At 66.4% G+C, this 16,505-nt stretch carries 16 protein-coding genes and 1 tRNA gene; 12 read left to right on the top strand and 5 right to left on the bottom strand.

Annotated elements, in window-relative coordinates; all coding sequences use genetic code 11:
- Positions 1–10 precede the first annotated feature (10 nt).
- Positions 11–101 (top strand) — tRNA-Ser (locus tag KOE53_RS13045).
- Between the two features lie 346 nt (positions 102–447).
- Here KOE53_RS13045 and KOE53_RS13040 read toward each other — a convergent pair.
- The 4 genes from KOE53_RS13040 to KOE53_RS13025 all read right to left on the bottom strand — a co-directional run bounded on the left by KOE53_RS13040 (position 448) and on the right by KOE53_RS13025 (position 4,631).
- Positions 448–1,257 (bottom strand): ABC transporter permease, encoded by an 810-nt coding sequence (locus KOE53_RS13040; protein WP_188046016.1) that lies wholly within the window; start codon positions 1,255–1,257, stop codon positions 448–450.
- A gap of 9 nt (positions 1,258–1,266) precedes the next feature.
- Positions 1,267–2,151, bottom strand: coding sequence for an ABC transporter permease (locus KOE53_RS13035; RefSeq protein WP_206348611.1), 885 nt, complete (start codon positions 2,149–2,151; stop codon positions 1,267–1,269).
- A 102-nt stretch (positions 2,152–2,253) separates the two neighbouring features.
- A complete protein-coding gene (locus KOE53_RS13030; RefSeq protein WP_188058785.1) occupies positions 2,254–3,435 on the bottom strand; it encodes an extracellular solute-binding protein in 1,182 nt (393 codons plus the stop codon).
- A gap of 110 nt (positions 3,436–3,545) precedes the next feature.
- Complete coding sequence (locus tag KOE53_RS13025; protein WP_188058784.1) at positions 3,546–4,631, bottom strand: ABC transporter ATP-binding protein; 1,086 nt, start codon at positions 4,629–4,631, stop codon at positions 3,546–3,548.
- A 172-nt stretch (positions 4,632–4,803) separates the two neighbouring features.
- On the opposite strand from KOE53_RS13025, the gene KOE53_RS13020 reads away from it, so the two are divergent.
- The 4 genes from KOE53_RS13020 (at position 4,804) to KOE53_RS13005 (ending at position 7,848) form a co-directional block, all read left to right on the top strand.
- Positions 4,804–5,637, top strand: coding sequence for a FadR/GntR family transcriptional regulator (locus tag KOE53_RS13020; protein WP_251364361.1), 834 nt, complete (start codon positions 4,804–4,806; stop codon positions 5,635–5,637).
- Between the two features lie 37 nt (positions 5,638–5,674).
- Positions 5,675–6,391, top strand: a complete 717-nt coding sequence (locus tag KOE53_RS13015) for a PDC sensor domain-containing protein (RefSeq protein WP_188046013.1) — start codon at positions 5,675–5,677, stop codon at positions 6,389–6,391.
- Between the two features lie 136 nt (positions 6,392–6,527).
- Positions 6,528–7,376, top strand: coding sequence for a c-type cytochrome biogenesis protein CcsB (ccsB, locus tag KOE53_RS13010; protein WP_188046077.1), 849 nt, complete (start codon positions 6,528–6,530; stop codon positions 7,374–7,376).
- 13 nt (positions 7,377–7,389) lie between these two features.
- On the top strand, positions 7,390–7,848 hold the full coding sequence (locus tag KOE53_RS13005) for a DUF3817 domain-containing protein (protein WP_188046012.1): 459 nt from the start codon (positions 7,390–7,392) through the stop codon (positions 7,846–7,848).
- 72 nt (positions 7,849–7,920) lie between these two features.
- On the opposite strand, the gene KOE53_RS13000 is transcribed toward KOE53_RS13005, so the two are convergent.
- Positions 7,921–9,042, bottom strand: coding sequence for a mannose-1-phosphate guanylyltransferase (locus tag KOE53_RS13000; RefSeq protein WP_188046011.1), 1,122 nt, complete (start codon positions 9,040–9,042; stop codon positions 7,921–7,923).
- 210 nt (positions 9,043–9,252) lie between these two features.
- Between KOE53_RS13000 and sdhC the strand changes: the two genes are divergently transcribed.
- From sdhC to KOE53_RS12965, 7 genes are all read left to right on the top strand, one after another.
- Positions 9,253–9,678: a succinate dehydrogenase, cytochrome b556 subunit gene (sdhC, locus tag KOE53_RS12995; protein WP_188058783.1), complete on the top strand. Its 426-nt coding sequence runs from the start codon at positions 9,253–9,255 to the stop codon at positions 9,676–9,678.
- A 19-nt stretch (positions 9,679–9,697) separates the two neighbouring features.
- Positions 9,698–10,141: a succinate dehydrogenase hydrophobic membrane anchor subunit gene (locus tag KOE53_RS12990; protein WP_188046009.1), complete on the top strand. Its 444-nt coding sequence runs from the start codon at positions 9,698–9,700 to the stop codon at positions 10,139–10,141.
- Between the two features lie 37 nt (positions 10,142–10,178).
- Positions 10,179–11,978: a succinate dehydrogenase flavoprotein subunit gene (sdhA, locus tag KOE53_RS12985; protein ID WP_188058830.1), complete on the top strand. Its 1,800-nt coding sequence runs from the start codon at positions 10,179–10,181 to the stop codon at positions 11,976–11,978.
- A 3-nt stretch (positions 11,979–11,981) separates the two neighbouring features.
- Positions 11,982–12,746: a succinate dehydrogenase iron-sulfur subunit gene (locus KOE53_RS12980; protein WP_188046008.1), complete on the top strand. Its 765-nt coding sequence runs from the start codon at positions 11,982–11,984 to the stop codon at positions 12,744–12,746.
- Positions 12,747–12,756: 10 nt separating this feature from the next.
- Complete coding sequence (locus tag KOE53_RS12975) at positions 12,757–13,716, top strand: YihY/virulence factor BrkB family protein (protein ID WP_251364357.1); 960 nt, start codon at positions 12,757–12,759, stop codon at positions 13,714–13,716.
- Positions 13,717–13,758: 42 nt separating this feature from the next.
- A complete protein-coding gene (locus tag KOE53_RS12970) occupies positions 13,759–15,069 on the top strand; it encodes a thymidine phosphorylase (protein WP_188058781.1) in 1,311 nt (436 codons plus the stop codon).
- Positions 15,070–15,197: 128 nt separating this feature from the next.
- Positions 15,198–16,358 carry an adenosine deaminase gene (locus tag KOE53_RS12965; protein ID WP_251364356.1) on the top strand — a complete coding sequence of 387 codons (1,161 nt, stop codon included), beginning with the start codon at positions 15,198–15,200 and terminating at the stop codon, positions 16,356–16,358.
- Positions 16,359–16,505 lie beyond the last annotated feature (147 nt).

The following is a 16,505-nucleotide window of genomic DNA, read 5'->3' as shown; positions in this document are numbered from 1 at the left end:
GCAAACGCTAGGAGATGTGCCAGAGCGGCCGAATGGGCTTCACTGCTAATGAAGTGTCGGGGTTAACTCGACCGGGAGTTCGAATCTCCCCATCTCCGCCACAATGAAGGCCCCGAGTTCCGCGAAGTATCGCGGGAGTCGGGGCCTTTTGGCGTTGGGGCCTGTGCTGCGCGGGGCGTTGCGGTGGCCGCGGGCCGTCCCTGGTCGCGTCACTCATGTCGGAAATGCCAATCATGCAGGCCTCGCAAAACGATTTCGCGGCCGAAATTCGTGAAATCTCCGACATGAGTGACGGGCGGGGTGGGCAGGCGGCGGGGTCGGGCAGGGTCGGCACGCGGCGGGCAGACGCGGCGGGAAGGCGGCGGGCAGACGCGTCGCCGAGCGCACAAACGGCGAGGGGGCAGGATCCTGTGATCCTGCCCCCTCGCCGCGGGAGATGCGTGCCGACTACTTCGCGTCGGAGCTCTGCTGTGCCTTCTGGGAGAAGTAGACCGGAATGAGTGACAGCAGGATGATGATCGTCGCGACGACGTTGACCTGGTTCGCCTCGTTCGGACGCGCCATCTGGTTCATGATCCAGAGCGGCAGCGTGTCGACGCCGGGCGGGGCCGTGAAGATGGTCACGACGATCTCGTCAAAGCTCAGCGCGAAGGCGAGCAGGCCGCCGGCGATGAACGCGCTGCGGAACTGTGGGAACGTCACGAGCCGGAACGTCTGGCTGATGCCAGCGCCGAGGTCCATCGAGGCTTCCTCGAGGTTCGGGTTCATGCGGCGCAGGCGTGCGATCACGTTGTTGAACACCATCACGACACAGAACGTGGCGTGCGAGATGATGAGGCCCCAGTAGCCCACCTGGATGCCGATCGGGCTGAGCACGTTGTGGAAGGTGTTCGAGAGCGCCACACCGGTGACGATGCCGGGCAGCGTGATCGGCAAGATGATCAGCAGGTTTACGACGTCGCGGCCGAAGAACTTGAACCGCTGCAGCGCGAAGGACGACAGCGTGCCGAGCACGAGGGCGATGGCGGTCGCGGCCGCGGCAACGATGACCGAGTTGAGCACCGCGGCGTGCACGTCGGGGTTGGTCAGCGCCTTCTCCCACCAGACGAGGGAGAAGCCGTCGAGCGGCCAGCCTGCCACACGGCTCGAGTTGAACGAGTTCAACACGATGACCATGAGGGGCACGTAGGTGCAGATGATGACGAGAGCGGCGATCGTGCTGAGCAGGATCTTGGCACCGCGGCCGAGTCGCAACATTGCGGGCTCCTAAAGGTTCTCGAGGGCGCCGGTGCGACGCACGGCGAGCAGGTAGACAAGGACAAGCGCGATCGGGACGACTGAGAACGCGGCCGCAACCGGCGGGTTGAGGTTGATGTTCGACGCGATGATCGTGCCGATCATCTGGGTCGAGCCGCCCACGAATTTCGCCGCGATGTAATCACCGAGGCTGAGCGAGAACGTGAAGATCGAGCCGGCGATGAGGGCGGGCTTCAGCAGCGGAAGGACGACGGTTCGGATCGTGCTCATGCCGCGGGCGCCCAGGTCGGACGAGGCGTCGAAGAGGTTGACCGGGATCTGCGACACCGCGATGTAGACGGGAATCGCCATGTACGGGAACCAGAGGTACACGAGCGCGATGGTCGTGACGAAGGCGCCATACCCGGGGCCGGAGATGCCGAGCGGCCCGAGCAGCCAATTGAGGAAGCCCTCCTCGCTGAACACGATCCGGACGGACAGGATCTTGACGAGGTAGCCGGCCCAGAGAGGCAGCGTGACGGCGACGGCAAGCACGGCGCGCAGCCAGGGCTTCGCCATCTTCGCCATGAAGATGGCGAGCGGCACCGCGAGCACGGCGCAGATCACGGTCACCGCGATCGAGATGGCGAGCGTGCGCAGCGCCGTCATGAAGTAGGCCTCGACGGTGAAGATGCTGATGAAGTTGTCGAGGGTGAAGCCGGGCTTGACCTTCGAGGTAAAGGGGTCGGTCACCCAGAAGGCGGTGACCAAGAGCAGCGCGAGCGACAGGATGTACACGCCGACGAGCCACACCATGGGCAGGCCGAGCAGGGACGCCAGGCGCCCGCGCGGGTGCCGGTGCAGGGCGGAGGAGAGCGGCTTGGGCTTGCTCTCAAACAGAGTTGGGGTGGTCACGACGGTTCCTCGCAGGGGTGATTCGGTACAGCGGGGCGGGCGGGGTGCCCGGCAGATGGTGGTGGGGCGAAGGGGAGCCTCACCCCACCACCGGTCAGGGGACTAACCCTTGACAGTGACCCAGGCGTCGGTCCACTGCTGGAAGTTGGTGCACTTCACGTCGGTGCGGCCGTCGATGCACTGCTCGATGGGCGTGGTCCAGAACCAGACCTTCTTGAAGTACTCCTCGTCCGTGGCGTTGAACGTCTCGCAGTGCTCGCGAGCTTCGTCGCTGGTCTCGCAGAACGCGGCGTTGGCGGGGGCCATACCGAAGTTCATCGCGATCGCGCCGTTGACCTCGGGCGAGCTGGTGTAATCCATCCACGCGTACGCGCAGTTGACGTTCTTCGACTTGGCGCCGACCATCCAGGCATCCGACCAGCCGGTCGATCCCTCTTCGGGGAGCGTGCCCTCGAGCTTGGGGTTCTCCGACAGCTTGCGCAGGACCTCCCACGAGGTGCCAACCACGACGTCGCCGCCGTTGAACGCGGTGATCTGCTTCACCGGGTCAGCCCAGTAGTCGCCGATGATCTCGTTCTGCTGCTTGAGCAGGTCGACGGCGGCAGCGAGCTGCTTCTCGTCGAGCGCGTACGGGTTCTTGATGCCGAGATCGGGCTGGGTCGCCATCAGGTAGACGGCAGCGTCGGCGATGTAGATCGGGGCGTCATAACCGATGATCTGACCGGCGTAGGGGCTGTCTGCCTCCCACGCGACGTCCCAGCTGGTGGGGGCTTCCTTGACCACGTCGGTGTTGTACTGCAGGATGTTTGCGCCGCGGCCGATCGGCACGCCGTAGCTCTTGCCGTTCAGCGTGTCATAGACCTGTCCCTGCATGCCCTCGACGATGTCGTCGCCGAAGTTCGGGATGAGTTCCTGGTTGATCGGCTGAACGTCGCCGCCGACGATGAGGCGGAGGCTTGCGTCACCCGACGCCGACACGAGGTCGTACTCGCCCGTGCGCATGAGGGTCACCATCTCGTCGCTGGTGCCAGCGACGCGGCGGTTGACGACGCAACCGGTCTCTTCGGTGAACGCGTCGGTCCAGGCCGGCTCGACGAAGCCCGACCAAGCCACGATGTTGACCTGACCCTCATTTTCGCCGAGTTCGGTGACCATGGGGATGTCGGGCACGTCAATCTTCAGCTCGCCGGGCGCCGCGTCGCCGCCGGCATCGGTGCTTGCGCACCCCGAGAGCATGAGGCCCATGGCTGCCGCGATTGCGGGCAGAGCCAACAATTTCTTCATCAGAACTCCTTTGTGTGATGGGTTTCGCCGAGGTGGCGAGGATCGAGTTGTTGTCGGGGCGGATGCCCCGGCCCCGGCTCGATCCAGGCCGGGAGGTTGGATGGGGCGGGTTACGCGGCGGCGGCAGCGGAGACGCTGCCGGGGATCGCGGTCGCGAACTCGCGGGGGAACGTCACTGAGACCCGATCGCCACGGCGGATGCCGGTCTCGACGGAGGGGGCGTGCGCGTTCTGCTGTTCCGCGATGAAGCGGACGCCAGCCTCGGTCTCGACGAGGAACCGGGTGTGCGGTCCCGCATAGACGGTCTCGGCGACGGTGCCCGCGAGCGAGACCATCCCGCCGCCGACGGGCGCTCCCGCAGCCACGAGTGAGACGCGCTCGGGCCGGATCGAGTGCGTCTCGGGGCGGCCGAACAGCTGCTCTGAAAGTGCTGCGGGGATCAGGTTCGTGACGCCGAGGAAGCTCGCGACAAACTCGGTCTGCGGGAACTCGTAGACCTCGCGGGGGCTGCCGACCTGCTCGATGTGGCCGTTGTTGTAGACGGCGACGCGATCTGAGAGGGTGAGCGCTTCTTCCTGGTCATGGGTGACGAAGATGAAGGTGATGCCGACCTCCCGCTGGATCTGCTTGAGCTCGATCTGCATCTGCTCGCGCAGCTGCTTGTCGAGGGCGCCAAGCGGCTCGTCGAGCAGCAGCACCTTGGGGCGCAAGATGAGCGCGCGAGCGAGCGCAATGCGCTGGCGCTGGCCGCCCGAGAGCTGCGAGGGCAGGCGGTCGGCGACGTGGCCGAGCTGCACCTGTTCCAGGGTCTCGCGGACCAGGCGGTCGCGCTCGGCCTTCGGGACCTTGCGCACGCGCAGGCCGTAGGCCACGTTCTCGGCGATTGAGAAATGCGGGAACAGCGCGTAGTCCTGGAAGACGGTGTTGACGTTGCGGTCGAAGGGCGCGGCCTTCGTGACGTCTTCGCCGTGCAGCAGGATCTTGCCGGCGGTCGGCTCCTCGAAGCCGGCGATCATGCGCAGCACGGTCGTCTTGCCTGAGCCCGACGGGCCGAGCATGGAGAAGAACTCGCCGGCGCGGATGTCGATGTCGAGGTCGCGCACCGCGGTGAGTTCACCGAATCGCTTGGTGACGCCCTGAACCGAGACGGCGATATCCGCGTGCTCGTGGGGTGTGGTGGGGGTGGTGTCAGTCATGGTGACGTGCGCTCCTCAACGTCGTTGTCGATACTGAAATGGACTCTAACATATGAAATTAGATGATTTAGGTTTAGGTTCAGGTGGGGCGGTTACGATTCGGTCACGGGAATGCGCCGAGAGCCACCAGGTCAGGCGCCGCCTCGTGTGCCACACTCGACACGTGCAAGGAATGGAAGGGCTGGGGATGCCGCAGGTACAGAGCCGTTCCAGCCGTCTGCAGGTCGCCGCGTTCGCGCCGATCGGCGAGGAGGGCCGCACTGCTCTCGTGGAGATGCAGCTCGCCCAGGCCATCTCCGCAGGCGCATTTGGTGACGGTGAACGGCTGCCCAGCGAGCCGGAGCTCGCGCGCCTGATGGGTGTCGCGGTCGTGACCGTGCGCGAGGCCCTGGTCTCGCTGCGCCACCGCGGCCTGATCGACACGCGCCGGGGGCGCAACGGCGGCAGCTTTGTCCGCTCGAGCCTCGTCTCAGCGGAGACCTACAACGCGCAGTCGCTGATGGCGATGCCGCGCGTCGCATTGTCCGACCTTGGCCTCCACTACGAGATGATCTCGGCCGCCTGCGCCGAGTACGCGTGCCTGCGTGCGACGCCGGACGAACTCGCCGTGGTGCGTGACATCCTCGTCGAGACCCGGGACCTGCCGCGCGAGGACTGGCGACGACGGGTCACCGACGTGCAGCTCGAGCTTGCCGGTCTGAGCCAATCGGTGCGGCTGACCCAGGAACATGTCCGGATCCAGGCCGAGGTCACCCCCCTGCTCGCGCTGCAGGACGCCGAGGAGCAGGAGCGTCTCGCCACTCACGACTCTCTGATCGCCCAGATCGATGCGACCCAGGCGCGCGACGTGACGCAGGCCCGCGGGATTGTGCGCGAAAGCGTGCGCCGGTCGATGCGCTGGCTCGTTGGCTTCCGCGCGCTCCTGCTGCAGAGCACCACGGAGGACGAGCTTCGTGCCACACTTGAGTCTCGCGCGCGGGTCGTCGACGTCGACGTCGCGCAGTAAACATCATTTCGGGCAGGATCCAATGGGGGAGGTAGCCGTGACGCAGCACGATACGGCCGGGGAGACCCGCGGGCTGGTCGTCGTTGACGCCTTCTTCGGCGCGGTGTTCAAGCAGCTCGAGCGCTGGCGGCCCGAGCTCGAGGCGCAGTTGTCGGCGCGCATGGCCGCTGGGCCACTCTCGGGCGCCCAGCTGAGCGAGCTGGTCGAGGACGAGGCGAACCGCCTGCTTCAGGACGATGCGCTTCCTCTTTATGGGGCAGGATTTTGCGCCAGCGACGCGATTGTTGCCAGCGGAAGCCCCCTCTCCTGGTGGCAGGGCCCCGACCGCTCGCCGCTCGTCGCGTCCACCTTCGGAGTAGGCCAGGGGGCCATCGATCTGCGCCGCCTCGAGTGGTATCGCGTGCCTGAGGCAACCGGCCAGCGTCACGTGGCCGGCCCCTTCGTCGACTACCTCTGCTCGAACGAGATCACCATGACCTCGGCGGTGCCGCTCACCCTCGACGGCGTCTTCGCGGGCGTGATCTGCGCCGACGTACTGGTGGCGACCCTCGAGCGGGAACTGCTCCCGCAGCTCGGCGACGGCGCAACCCTGTTGAGCTCAGCCGGCCGTGTGATCGTCTCGGCCGACCCGAGTTGTGAAACCGGCGATCTGTTCACCGAGATTGACATTGCTGGGGGCGAGCGCGAGCTCGCCGGTGCGCGGGTGGAGTCATCGTCCGACTCGTCCTTCGTCATCATTGCGCCCGCCGAGTAGCAGACTCACGGCGCGCACGCTCCACCGCAGCGGGATCTTCTCAGCCTTGCCCGCCGCCCGCAGAGTAGGCTGACGAATCGTGCTCGACTCCCCGGAATCCCTCGAATACGTCTCCACGATTGCGCTCTACTCGGCGATGATCGTGTACGCGATCGCCTTCGTGTTCTATGCCGTCGACCTCGCGAACCGCAGCGGGGACCAGATCGCCGAAACGAAGGGGCGCACGCGCTTCGTGCGCATCGCGTTCTCGCTCACCGTGCTCGCCTGGCTCTTGCACCTCGGGGCCACTGTGCTGCGCGGCATTGGTGCCGAGCGCGTCCCGTGGGCGAATATGTACGAGTTCGCCCTCACGGCGACGCTCTCCGCAGTGTTCATCTTCCTGCTCGTGCAGTTCTTCGTCGACATCCGGTTCCTCGGCACCCTCGTCACGGGCGTCGCGATCCTGTTCCTCGGGGTCACCAAGATCAACTACTACGTGCCGATCGTGCCGCTGCCGCCGGCGCTCGACTCGTACTGGCTCGTCATTCACATCATTGTGGCGGTGCTTGCGGTCGGATTCTTCACCATCTCGTTCGGCCTTTCGGTCATGCAGCTCATGCAGTCCCGCCGCGAGGCACGTCTGGCGGCCGGTGCCGATACGAAGCTCCGCTTCCTCGGCGGTATCCCTGGCGCGGACCGGCTCGAAGATCTTGGCTACCGCGTTGCGATCATCGGCTTCGTGTTCTGGACCTTCACCCTGATCGCCGGCTCAATCTGGGCTGAGCACGCCTGGGGTCGGTACTGGGGTTGGGACACCAAAGAGGTCTGGACCTTTGTGATCTGGGTGCTCTACGCCGGCTATATCCACGCCCGCGCGACCCGCGGTTGGCGCGGCACTCGCTCGGCATGGCTCGCGATCATCGCGTACGCCGCGGTCGTTTTCAACTTCTCCATCGTCAACGTCTTCTTCAAGGGCCTGCACGCCTACTCCGGCCTGCCCCAGTAAAGGAACCACCCCAGTGACCCCCAAGAAACTCTTCAAGATCGTCGCCGTCGCCGAGATGGTGACGTGGACCGGCCTCATCGTCGGCATGATCTTCAAGTACGCATTCGGGAACGACAACGTGGTGCCGATCACGGGAGGCATCCACGGCTTCGTGTTCCTTTGCTACGGCGTGACCACGGTCTTTGTCTGGGTGAACCAGAAGTGGAAGCCCGGCGTCGGCATCGTCGGCCTCTTCTCGACGATCGTCCCGTACGCAACTGTCCCGTTTGAGCTCTGGGCGCAGAAGCGCGGTCTGCTCGAGGGTCCCTGGCGTCTCGTGCCCGGCGGCGAGGCACCCCAGAACTTCCCGGAGCACGTCGAAGCCTGGGTCTTGCGTCGCCCGGTCATCGCCATCGCGCTGGTCGTCGTCGCCATCGTCGCAGTGTTCGCCACGCTGCTCTGGCTCGGCCCTCCCGGCGGACCCCGCGGCTAGTCGTCGCGCTCCAGCTCGCGCACACCCAGCAGGATCCTGCCCCGAAACTTCTCGGGCAGGATCCTGCTGGCGTTAGAGGAGGTGACCGCCGCCCGAGAGGCGCATGCGGTTGACGAGATTCTTCACGTCCTGCGCGCGGTCCTTCGTCGTGACGAGCAGCACATCGGCCGTGTCCACGACGACGACGTTCTCGACGCCGACGAGGGCGACGAGCCGGTTGCTCTCCGAGACGACGATGCCGCTTGAGCCGTCAGACAGTACCTGCGCGCCATCGCCGAGCACCGCGAGGTCACTCGAGCGGCCGCGGGTCAGCAGCGTCGCGACGCTCGCGAAGTCCCCGACGTCGTCCCACTCGAAGTGGGCGGCAACGCAGACCATCTTGCCCCGGGCCGCGGCGGGCTCGGCCACTGTGTAGTCGATGGCGATCTTCGGCAGTGCGGGCCACAGCCGCTCGCGCACGGCAGCCGCTCGGTCCGTCTCCCAGGCCGCGGCGATCTCGCGCAGGTCGGCGACCATCTGGGGGTCGGCGAGCGCCATCTGGTCGAGCAGCACGCTCGCGCGTGCGATGAACATGCCGGCGTTCCAGAGAAAGTCGCCGCGCGAGAGATAGTCGCGCGCGGTCTCCTCGTCCGGCTTCTCGACGAACTGGCGCACGTCGTAGACGTCGAAGGGGGCGATGTCGCCGCGGGCCTCGCCGCTTTCGATGTAGCCGAAGCCGGTCGAGGGCTCGGTGGGGTGGATCCCGATGGTTGCGATATAGCCCTGATCGGCCGCCCGCACCGCGGTGCGCACGGCGCGCTCGAACAGGACGGTGCCGCGGATCACGTGGTCCGCGGCGAAGGAGCCGACGATCGCGTCGGGGTCGCGGCGCTCGAGAATGGCGGCGGCCAGGCCGATCGCGGCCGAGGAGTCCTTCGGTTCGCTCTCGGTCACGAGATTGCCGGGGTCGAGTTCGGGGAGCTGCTCGAGGACCGAGGGGCTGTGGGCGTTGCCCGTGACGACCATGATGCGTTCGGCGCCAACAAGCGGGGTCAGGCGATCCCAGGTGGCGCGCAGGAGTGAGGTGCCGCTGCCGGTGAGGTCGAGGAGAAACTTGGGTGCATTGGCGCGAGAAAGCGGCCACAGCCTCGAACCAACCCCGCCAGCAGGGATGATGCAGGTGAAGCGGCTGATTGCATCGTCGGTGCAGGTCATGGTCCCAACCCTACCGATCGCGGGCTGAACGGGACTTGCGATTCGCTCGGCATGAAGATACTGGCGGGGGCAGCCCGCGAACAGTGCCATAATAAAAGGCGCAGTGATCTCTCAGGATCCGCGGCGGGGGCGTCTCGTGGCGGGTGACCTACACGGGTCGCTGCATCAGTCTGCCGGGCGTGCGAGGCCCGGAGAGTTCACCTGAGGAGGATGCTCGTGTCACCCCAATCGGCAAATACCGCGGAAGCGGCTGCGAAGCGGAAAGTGCGCCCCGGCGGCACGCTGTACCGCGGCAACGAGGGCATGTGGTCCTGGGTGTTGCACCGCATCACCGGCGTCGCCATCTTCTTCTTCCTTCTCGTGCACGTGCTCGACACTGCGCTCATCCGGGTCAGCCCCGAGGCGTACAACGCGGTCATCGGCACCTACCAGACGCCGCTCATGGGCGTCGGCGAGGTTGCCCTGGTCGGAGCGATCGTGTTCCACGCCTTCAACGGCATTCGGATCATCTTGGTCGACTACTGGAGCAAGGGCACGATGTACCAGCGCGCCATGTTCTGGTTCGTCATCGCCGCATGGGTCATCACCATGCTCGGGTTCGTGCCTCGGCACCTGATCAACGTGTTCAGCCACTAGGCGCGGGAGGGACATCACCATGACTACAACGATTGAATCCCCGCGAAGCGGCTCGGTACGTAAGTCCGGCACGAACTGGGAAAAGTGGGGCTGGATCTACATGCGCGCCTCGGGCGTGCTGCTCGTCGTGCTGATCTTCGGACACCTGTTCGTCAACCTGATGGTCGGCGAGGGCGTCAAGGCGATCGACTTCGCGTTCGTGGGCGGCAAGTACGCCACCCCGTTCTGGCAGATCTGGGACTGCCTCATGCTCTGGCTCGCGCTGATCCACGGCTCGAACGGCATGCGAACCATCGTGAACGATTACGTTGCGAAGCCCGCGGTCGCGAAGGCGCTGAAGGTTGCGCTCTTCCTCGCCGCAGCTCTCCTGATCATCCTCGGCACCCTCGTGATCTTCACCTTCGATCCGTGCCCCGCCGGCGCCGACCCCGCGCTCGTCGCGTCGTTCTGCCCGGTTTCTTAAAGCTTTCGAACGGAGTAGCAAACTCGTGACCACCAACATGCACGCGGACGAAGAGACTCAGGTCGTCGACGGCGTCACCTACCACCAGTACGACGTCGTGATCGTCGGTGCCGGCGGTGCCGGCATGCGTGCCGCCATCGAGGCTGGCCCCAAGGCGAAGACCGCGGTCATCTCCAAGCTCTACCCCACCCGCTCGCACACGGGTGCGGCGCAGGGCGGCATGGCCGCGGCGCTCGCCAACGTTGAGGACGACAACTGGGAGTGGCACACCTTTGACACGGTGAAGGGCGGCGACTACCTGGTAGACCAGGACGCGGCCGAGATCCTGGCCAAGGAAGCCATCGACGCGGTCATCGACCTCGAGAACATGGGCCTGCCGTTCAACCGCACGCCCGAGGGCAAGATCGACCAGCGCCGCTTCGGTGGGCACACGCGCGATCACGGCAAGGCCGCGGTCCGCCGCGCCTGCTACGCCGCTGACCGCACGGGCCACATGATCCTGCAGACGCTGTTCCAGAACTGCGTCAAGCTCGGCATCAACTTCTACAACGAGTTCTACGTGCTCGACCTCGTCATGACCGAGGTCGACGGCGAGAAGCGCCCCTCGGGCGTCGTCGCCATCGAGCTCGCCACGGGCGACCTGCACGTCTTCCAGGCCAAGTCGATCGTCTTCGCGACCGGCGGCTTCGGCAAGATCTTCAAGACGACGTCGAACGCTCACACCCTCACGGGCGACGGCGTCGGCATCATCTGGCGCAAGGGCCTGCCCCTCGAGGACATGGAGTTCTACCAGTTCCACCCGACCGGCCTGGCGGGCCTCGGCATCCTCCTCACCGAGGGTGCCCGCGGCGAGGGCGCGATCCTGCGCAACGCCTCGGGCGAGCGCTTCATGGAGCGGTACGCGCCGACCATTAAGGACCTCGCCCCCCGCGACATCGTGGCTCGCTCGATGGTGCAGGAAGTCCTCGACGGCCGCGGCGCCGGCCCCCACAAGGACTACGTCTACCTCGACTGCACCCACCTGGGCGCCGAGGTGCTCGAGACGAAGCTCCCCGACATCACCGAGTTCGCGCGCACCTACCTCGGCGTCGACCCGGTGACCGAGCCTGTGCCCGTCTTCCCGACCGCGCACTACGCCATGGGCGGCATCCCGACGAACGTTGCGGCCGAGGTTCTCTCGGACAACAACACGGTCGTGCCCGGCCTGTACGCCGCGGGCGAGTGCGCCTGCGTTTCGGTGCACGGCTCGAACCGCCTCGGCACCAACTCGCTGCTCGACATCAACGTGTTCGGCAAGCGCGCCGGCAACAACGCGTCGGACTACGCGGCTACGGCCGAGTTCGTCCCGCTGCCGAACGACCCGGCCAAGGAGATCCGCGAGCTCGTCGAGACGCTGCGTTCGAGCACCGGCACCGAGAGCATCGCGACGATTCGCCGTGAGCTGCAGGAGTCGATGGACCGCGGCGCCCAGGTCTTCCGCACGGAAGAGTCACTCACCGAGGTGCTCGGTGTGATCCACGGCCTGCGCCTGCGGTACAAGAACATCGCGGTGCAGGATCGCGGCAAGCGTTTCAACACGGACCTTCTGGAGGCGATCGAGCTGGGCTTCCTGCTCGACCTCGCCGAGGTGCTCGTGTTTGCTGCGCGCAACCGCAAGGAGAGCCGCGGCGGCCACATGCGCGACGACTACCCCAAGCGTGACGACGAGAAGTACATGAAGCACACCATGGCGTACCTCTCGGGCGACCCGCACTCGGCCGATCCCGAGGATCACATTCGACTCGACTGGAAGCCGGTCACGATGACGCGCTACCAGCCCATGGAGAGGAAGTACTAGGTCATGAGCACCGAAACGACCACGCCGTCGGCTCCCGTCGACAATGCGCCCAAGCCGTTCACCGTCACGCTGCTGATCCGGCGCTTTGATCCTGAGATCGACGAGCAGGCGCGCTGGGAAGACTTCGACGTCGAGATGTACCCGACCGATCGTATTCTTGACGCCCTGCACCGCATCAAGTGGGACCAGGACGGCTCGCTGACGTTCCGCCGCTCGTGCGCGCACGGCATCTGCGGCTCGGATGCCATGCGCATCAACGGCCGCAACCGCCTCGCGTGCAAGACGCTGATCAAGGACCTCGATATTTCGAAGCCCATCTACGTCGAGGCGATCAAGGGCCTGCCGCTCGAGAAGGACCTCATCGTCGACATGGAGCCCTTCTTCGAGTCGTTCCGCAAGGTGCAGCCGTTCCTCGTGGCGAGCTCGAAGCCGGAGGACGGCAAGGAGCGCATTCAGGACGCTGCCTCGCGTGAGCGCTTCGACGACACCACCAAGTGCATCCTCTGCGCTGCGTGCACGTCGAGCTGCCCCGTGTTCTGGACCGACGGGCAGTACTTCGGCCCGGCCGCGATCGTGAACGCGCACCGCTTCATCTTCGACTCGCGCGACGAGAATGCCCAGGTCCGCCTCGACATCCTCAACGACACTGAGGGCGTGTGGCGCTGCCGCACGACCTTTAACTGCACGGATGCGTGCCCGCGAGGGATCCAGATCACCAAGGCTATCGCCGAGGTCAAGTCTGCGATCATCTCGGGGAAGACCTCGTAACTCAATCCATATGACAGCGACGCCTCGCGTTCCGCGGCCCTCGGGCCAGGGAAGCGAGGCGTCGCTGTTTGTGCGGTTGCGCGTGCTCGCGTTGCTCGTCTGGGGCGTGATCACACACATGCGACCGGTGCGCGCGTACGGGCACTTCGTCAACGTCGGCGGGAGCGTCCTGACGGCTGGTATGAGCTATCAGGCGCTCTTCGCTGTGTTTGCGGCGGTGTGGGTGGGCTTTGGTGTCTTCGGCATCCTACTCAGCTCGCAGCCCGAGATGCTCGACGCGGTGGTTCGGCAGATCAACCAGTTGGTGCCCGGATTGCTGGGCGATGACGGGGTGATCTCGACGCAGACCTTGCTCGACGACCGAGGCTTCGACTGGACTCGCATCGTGGCGAGTGCGTCGCTGCTCTGGGTCGCCGTATCGTGGTTCACCGGTACCCGGCGCTCGATTCGCATCATTTTCGGGCTGGAGGTACGCCAGTACCGCAATGCCGTGCTGCTCAAGCTGCGGGACCTTGCCCTCGCGATCGGGTTCTCGCTTGCCATCCTCGCCTCTTCGGCGCTGACGGTACTGGGCGCAGACCTCTCATCAAGCTTGTTGGAGCTGTTCGGTCTGCGCGAGGACCACTGGCTCGTGGGCGGCGTCGGTACCTCCGCACGGCTGGCCGCGATGTACGTCTTTGACGTCCTACTGCTCGTCGCCATTCACTACTGGCTCGCCGAGATTCGTATTTCGTTCTGGGCGCTGCTGCGCGGCTGCGCTCTGGGAGCACTGGGCATGCTCGTGCTCAAGGTGCTCGGCGGGTTGCTGCTGGGCGGCGCCAGCAGCAACCCCCTCCTTGCCTCGTTCGCAGTCTTCATTGGTTTGCTGATCTGGTTCAACCTCATCTGCCGGATGCTGCTGCTGACGTCCACCTGGATCGCGACGGGTCAGGATCGCACGCTCGGTCTTCCCGCACGGCCGCTGAAGTAGCTCACGCTGTTGCCCGCTGCGCTGGCGCAGTAGCCTGGGCGCATGGCGAACACGGAACAGACCAGAGTAGAGCCCTTCGACGTCGTCGACTTGATCACCGAGAAACGGTTCGGACGCGAGCTCGACACCGACGCGATCGACTGGCTGGTCGACGCGTTCGTCCGAGAGGTCGTCGCCCCGGAGCAAATGAGCGCGCTGCTCATGGCCATCATGATCCAAGGGATGGACCGGCGCGAGATCAAGGATCTCACTGCCGCGATGATCGCGAGCGGCGAGACGATGGATTTCACGAACCTGGGTCGCCCGGCCATCGACAAGCACTCGACGGGCGGCGTGGGGGACAAGATCACGCTGCCGCTCGTCCCGCTGGTCGCGTCGTTCGGCGTCGCGGTACCCCAGCTCTCGGGCCGCGGGCTCGGGCACACGGGCGGCACGCTCGACAAGCTTGAGAGCATTCCGGGCTGGCGGGCCAACATCACGAACGAGGAGATGCGGCACGCGCTCAGCACCATCGGCGGCGTCATCTGCGCGGCGGGTTCGGGGCTCGCGCCCGCGGACCGGCGTATGTACGCGCTCAGGGATGTGACTGGCACGGTCGCGGCGGTGCCGCTCATCGCGTCGTCCATCATGTCCAAGAAGATCGCGGAGGGAGCGCATGGCCTGGTGCTCGACGTGAAGTTCGGCTCGGGCGCCTTCCTGCCGGCCATCGAGGACGCGCGCGAGCTCGCCGCGGCGATGACCCGGCTGGGGGCCGACTCGGGATTGCGTACGGTCGCCCTGCTTACCGACATGGATGCGCCCCTCGGCCGCGCGGTGGGGAATGCGAACGAGGTGATCGAGTCCGTCGAGGTCCTCGCCGGCGGCGGACCGGACGACGTGATCGAGCTCACGCTGGCGCTCGCGCGGGAAATGCTGGACCTGGCGGGGATGCCCGACGCCGACCCCGCGGCAGCACTCGCTGACGGGCGCGCGATGGATTCCTGGAGGCGCATGATCGCGAGCCAGGGCGGCGACCCGGACGCGCCCCTCACGGTTGCACGTGAAACACAGACCGTACTCGCTCCGGCTGACGGGATTGTGCAGCGCGTTGACGCCCGCGCGGTGGGCGTCGCCGCCTGGCGACTCGGCGCCGGACGGGCCCGGCCCGGTGACCCGGTCGACCACTCGGCGGGCGTCGAGGTGCTCGTGAAGCCCGGCGATCGGGTGCGCGCTGGCCAACCTATGCTTGTGGCGGCATGTGATCATGATGGGCGCATGGCGCGGGGTCTCGAGCTCTTGCCCGGAGCGGTCACGCTGGGCGACACCGCCCCGCCCGACCGCCCGATCGTGGCGGAGCGCGTCGTCGGCGAGTAGCGGTCTCGACCGGGCCGGGGAACTTCTTGTGTACGCCGCCTGAATGCCCGTTTCGCCTGGGCGGGGCGGCGGTACGCTAGATGGTGGGCGCGCCTTGCCCAGCCATCCCTGCCGAGCGGAGCCCTGCCATGGAGAACATCGAAGACTTCGACGACGAGCCGAGCATGTTGCTGCCAGGCGGCGTCAGCATTGAGGCGCTGCCGAAGATCAGCCTGCACGACCACCTCGATGGTGGCCTGCGGCCCGAGACGATTATTGACATCGCGAAGCGCGAGGGGCTGCCGCTGCCGACGGAGGACGCGGACGAGCTCGCGCAGTGGTTCATTGACCAGTGCACCGGCGGCACGCTGCCCGAGTACCTGGAGACGTTTGAGCTCACCCTCTCGGTCATGCAGCACCCCGAGGACCTGCGTCGCGTCGCGCACGAGTGGGTGCTCGACCTGGCCGACGAGGGCGTGATCTATGGTGAGGCTCGCTGGGCCCCCGAACAGCACTTGCGCGGCGGACTCACGCTCGAGGCCGTCGTCGAGTCGGTGCAGGCCGGCCTCGAGGACGGCATGGCGCAGGTCATGGCGGAGGAGGGCGAGATCCACGTGAACCAGGTGCTCTGCGCGATGCGTCAGGGAGACCGCAGCCTCGAGATCGCTCGGCTCGCGCTGCACCACCGCGACAGCGGTGTTGTCGGCTTCGACCTCGCGGGCCCCGAGGAGGGTTTCCCCGCAAGCAACCACCGCGAGGCGCTTGAGCTGCTCGCGCAGCACCAGTTCCCGACGACCATTCACGCCGGCGAGGCTGACGGGCTTGACTCCGTGCGCGGGGCCCTCGTCGACGGGCGCGCGCTGCGCCTCGGCCACGGGATCCGGCTCGCCGAAGACGTGAAGATCGAGACGCAGGACGACGACGCCATGCAGGTGTCGCTGGGCCGGGTCGCCCAATGGGTGCGGGATCGCGGCATTGTGCTCGAGTGCTGCCCGTCGTCCAACGTGCAGACCGGCGCATTCTCGCAGTGGGGTGACACGCTCGCCGACCACCCGTTCGACCTGTTCTACCAGCTCGGCATGGCAGTCACGGTCGGCCCCGACAACCGCCTCATGAGTGGCACCTCGGTGAGCCGCGAGCTCGCGCTGCTCGCCGAAGTGTTCGCCTACGATTTGGGCGACCTGCAGCAGTTCCAGGTGAACGCCGCGATGGCTGCCTTCCTGCCCCTCGAGGACCGCAAGGCCCTCGTAGACGAGATCGAAGAGGGCTTCATCGAGGCCGTACAGCAGTCGCGCCTCGCGCGCGGCTAGCGGCTCTGCATCGGGTATTCCTGCTGCGCCTCTGCTCAGCTCCGTCCCCCATCCGCTCCCTCATGTCCCTCCTCGCCGTCGAGGGGGGGGGGGAGGTGTATGGGGGAGGGGGGGGGGAGCAAACAGGGCGTGGAAACCCCTGAGGGG

Origin of the sequence: Leucobacter sp. CX87 (genome assembly GCF_018682295.1) — a bacterium.
In the GTDB taxonomy this organism is placed as follows: Bacteria; Actinomycetota; Actinomycetes; order Actinomycetales; family Microbacteriaceae; genus Cx-87.
This window is presented reverse-complemented; position numbering and strand designations above follow the sequence as displayed.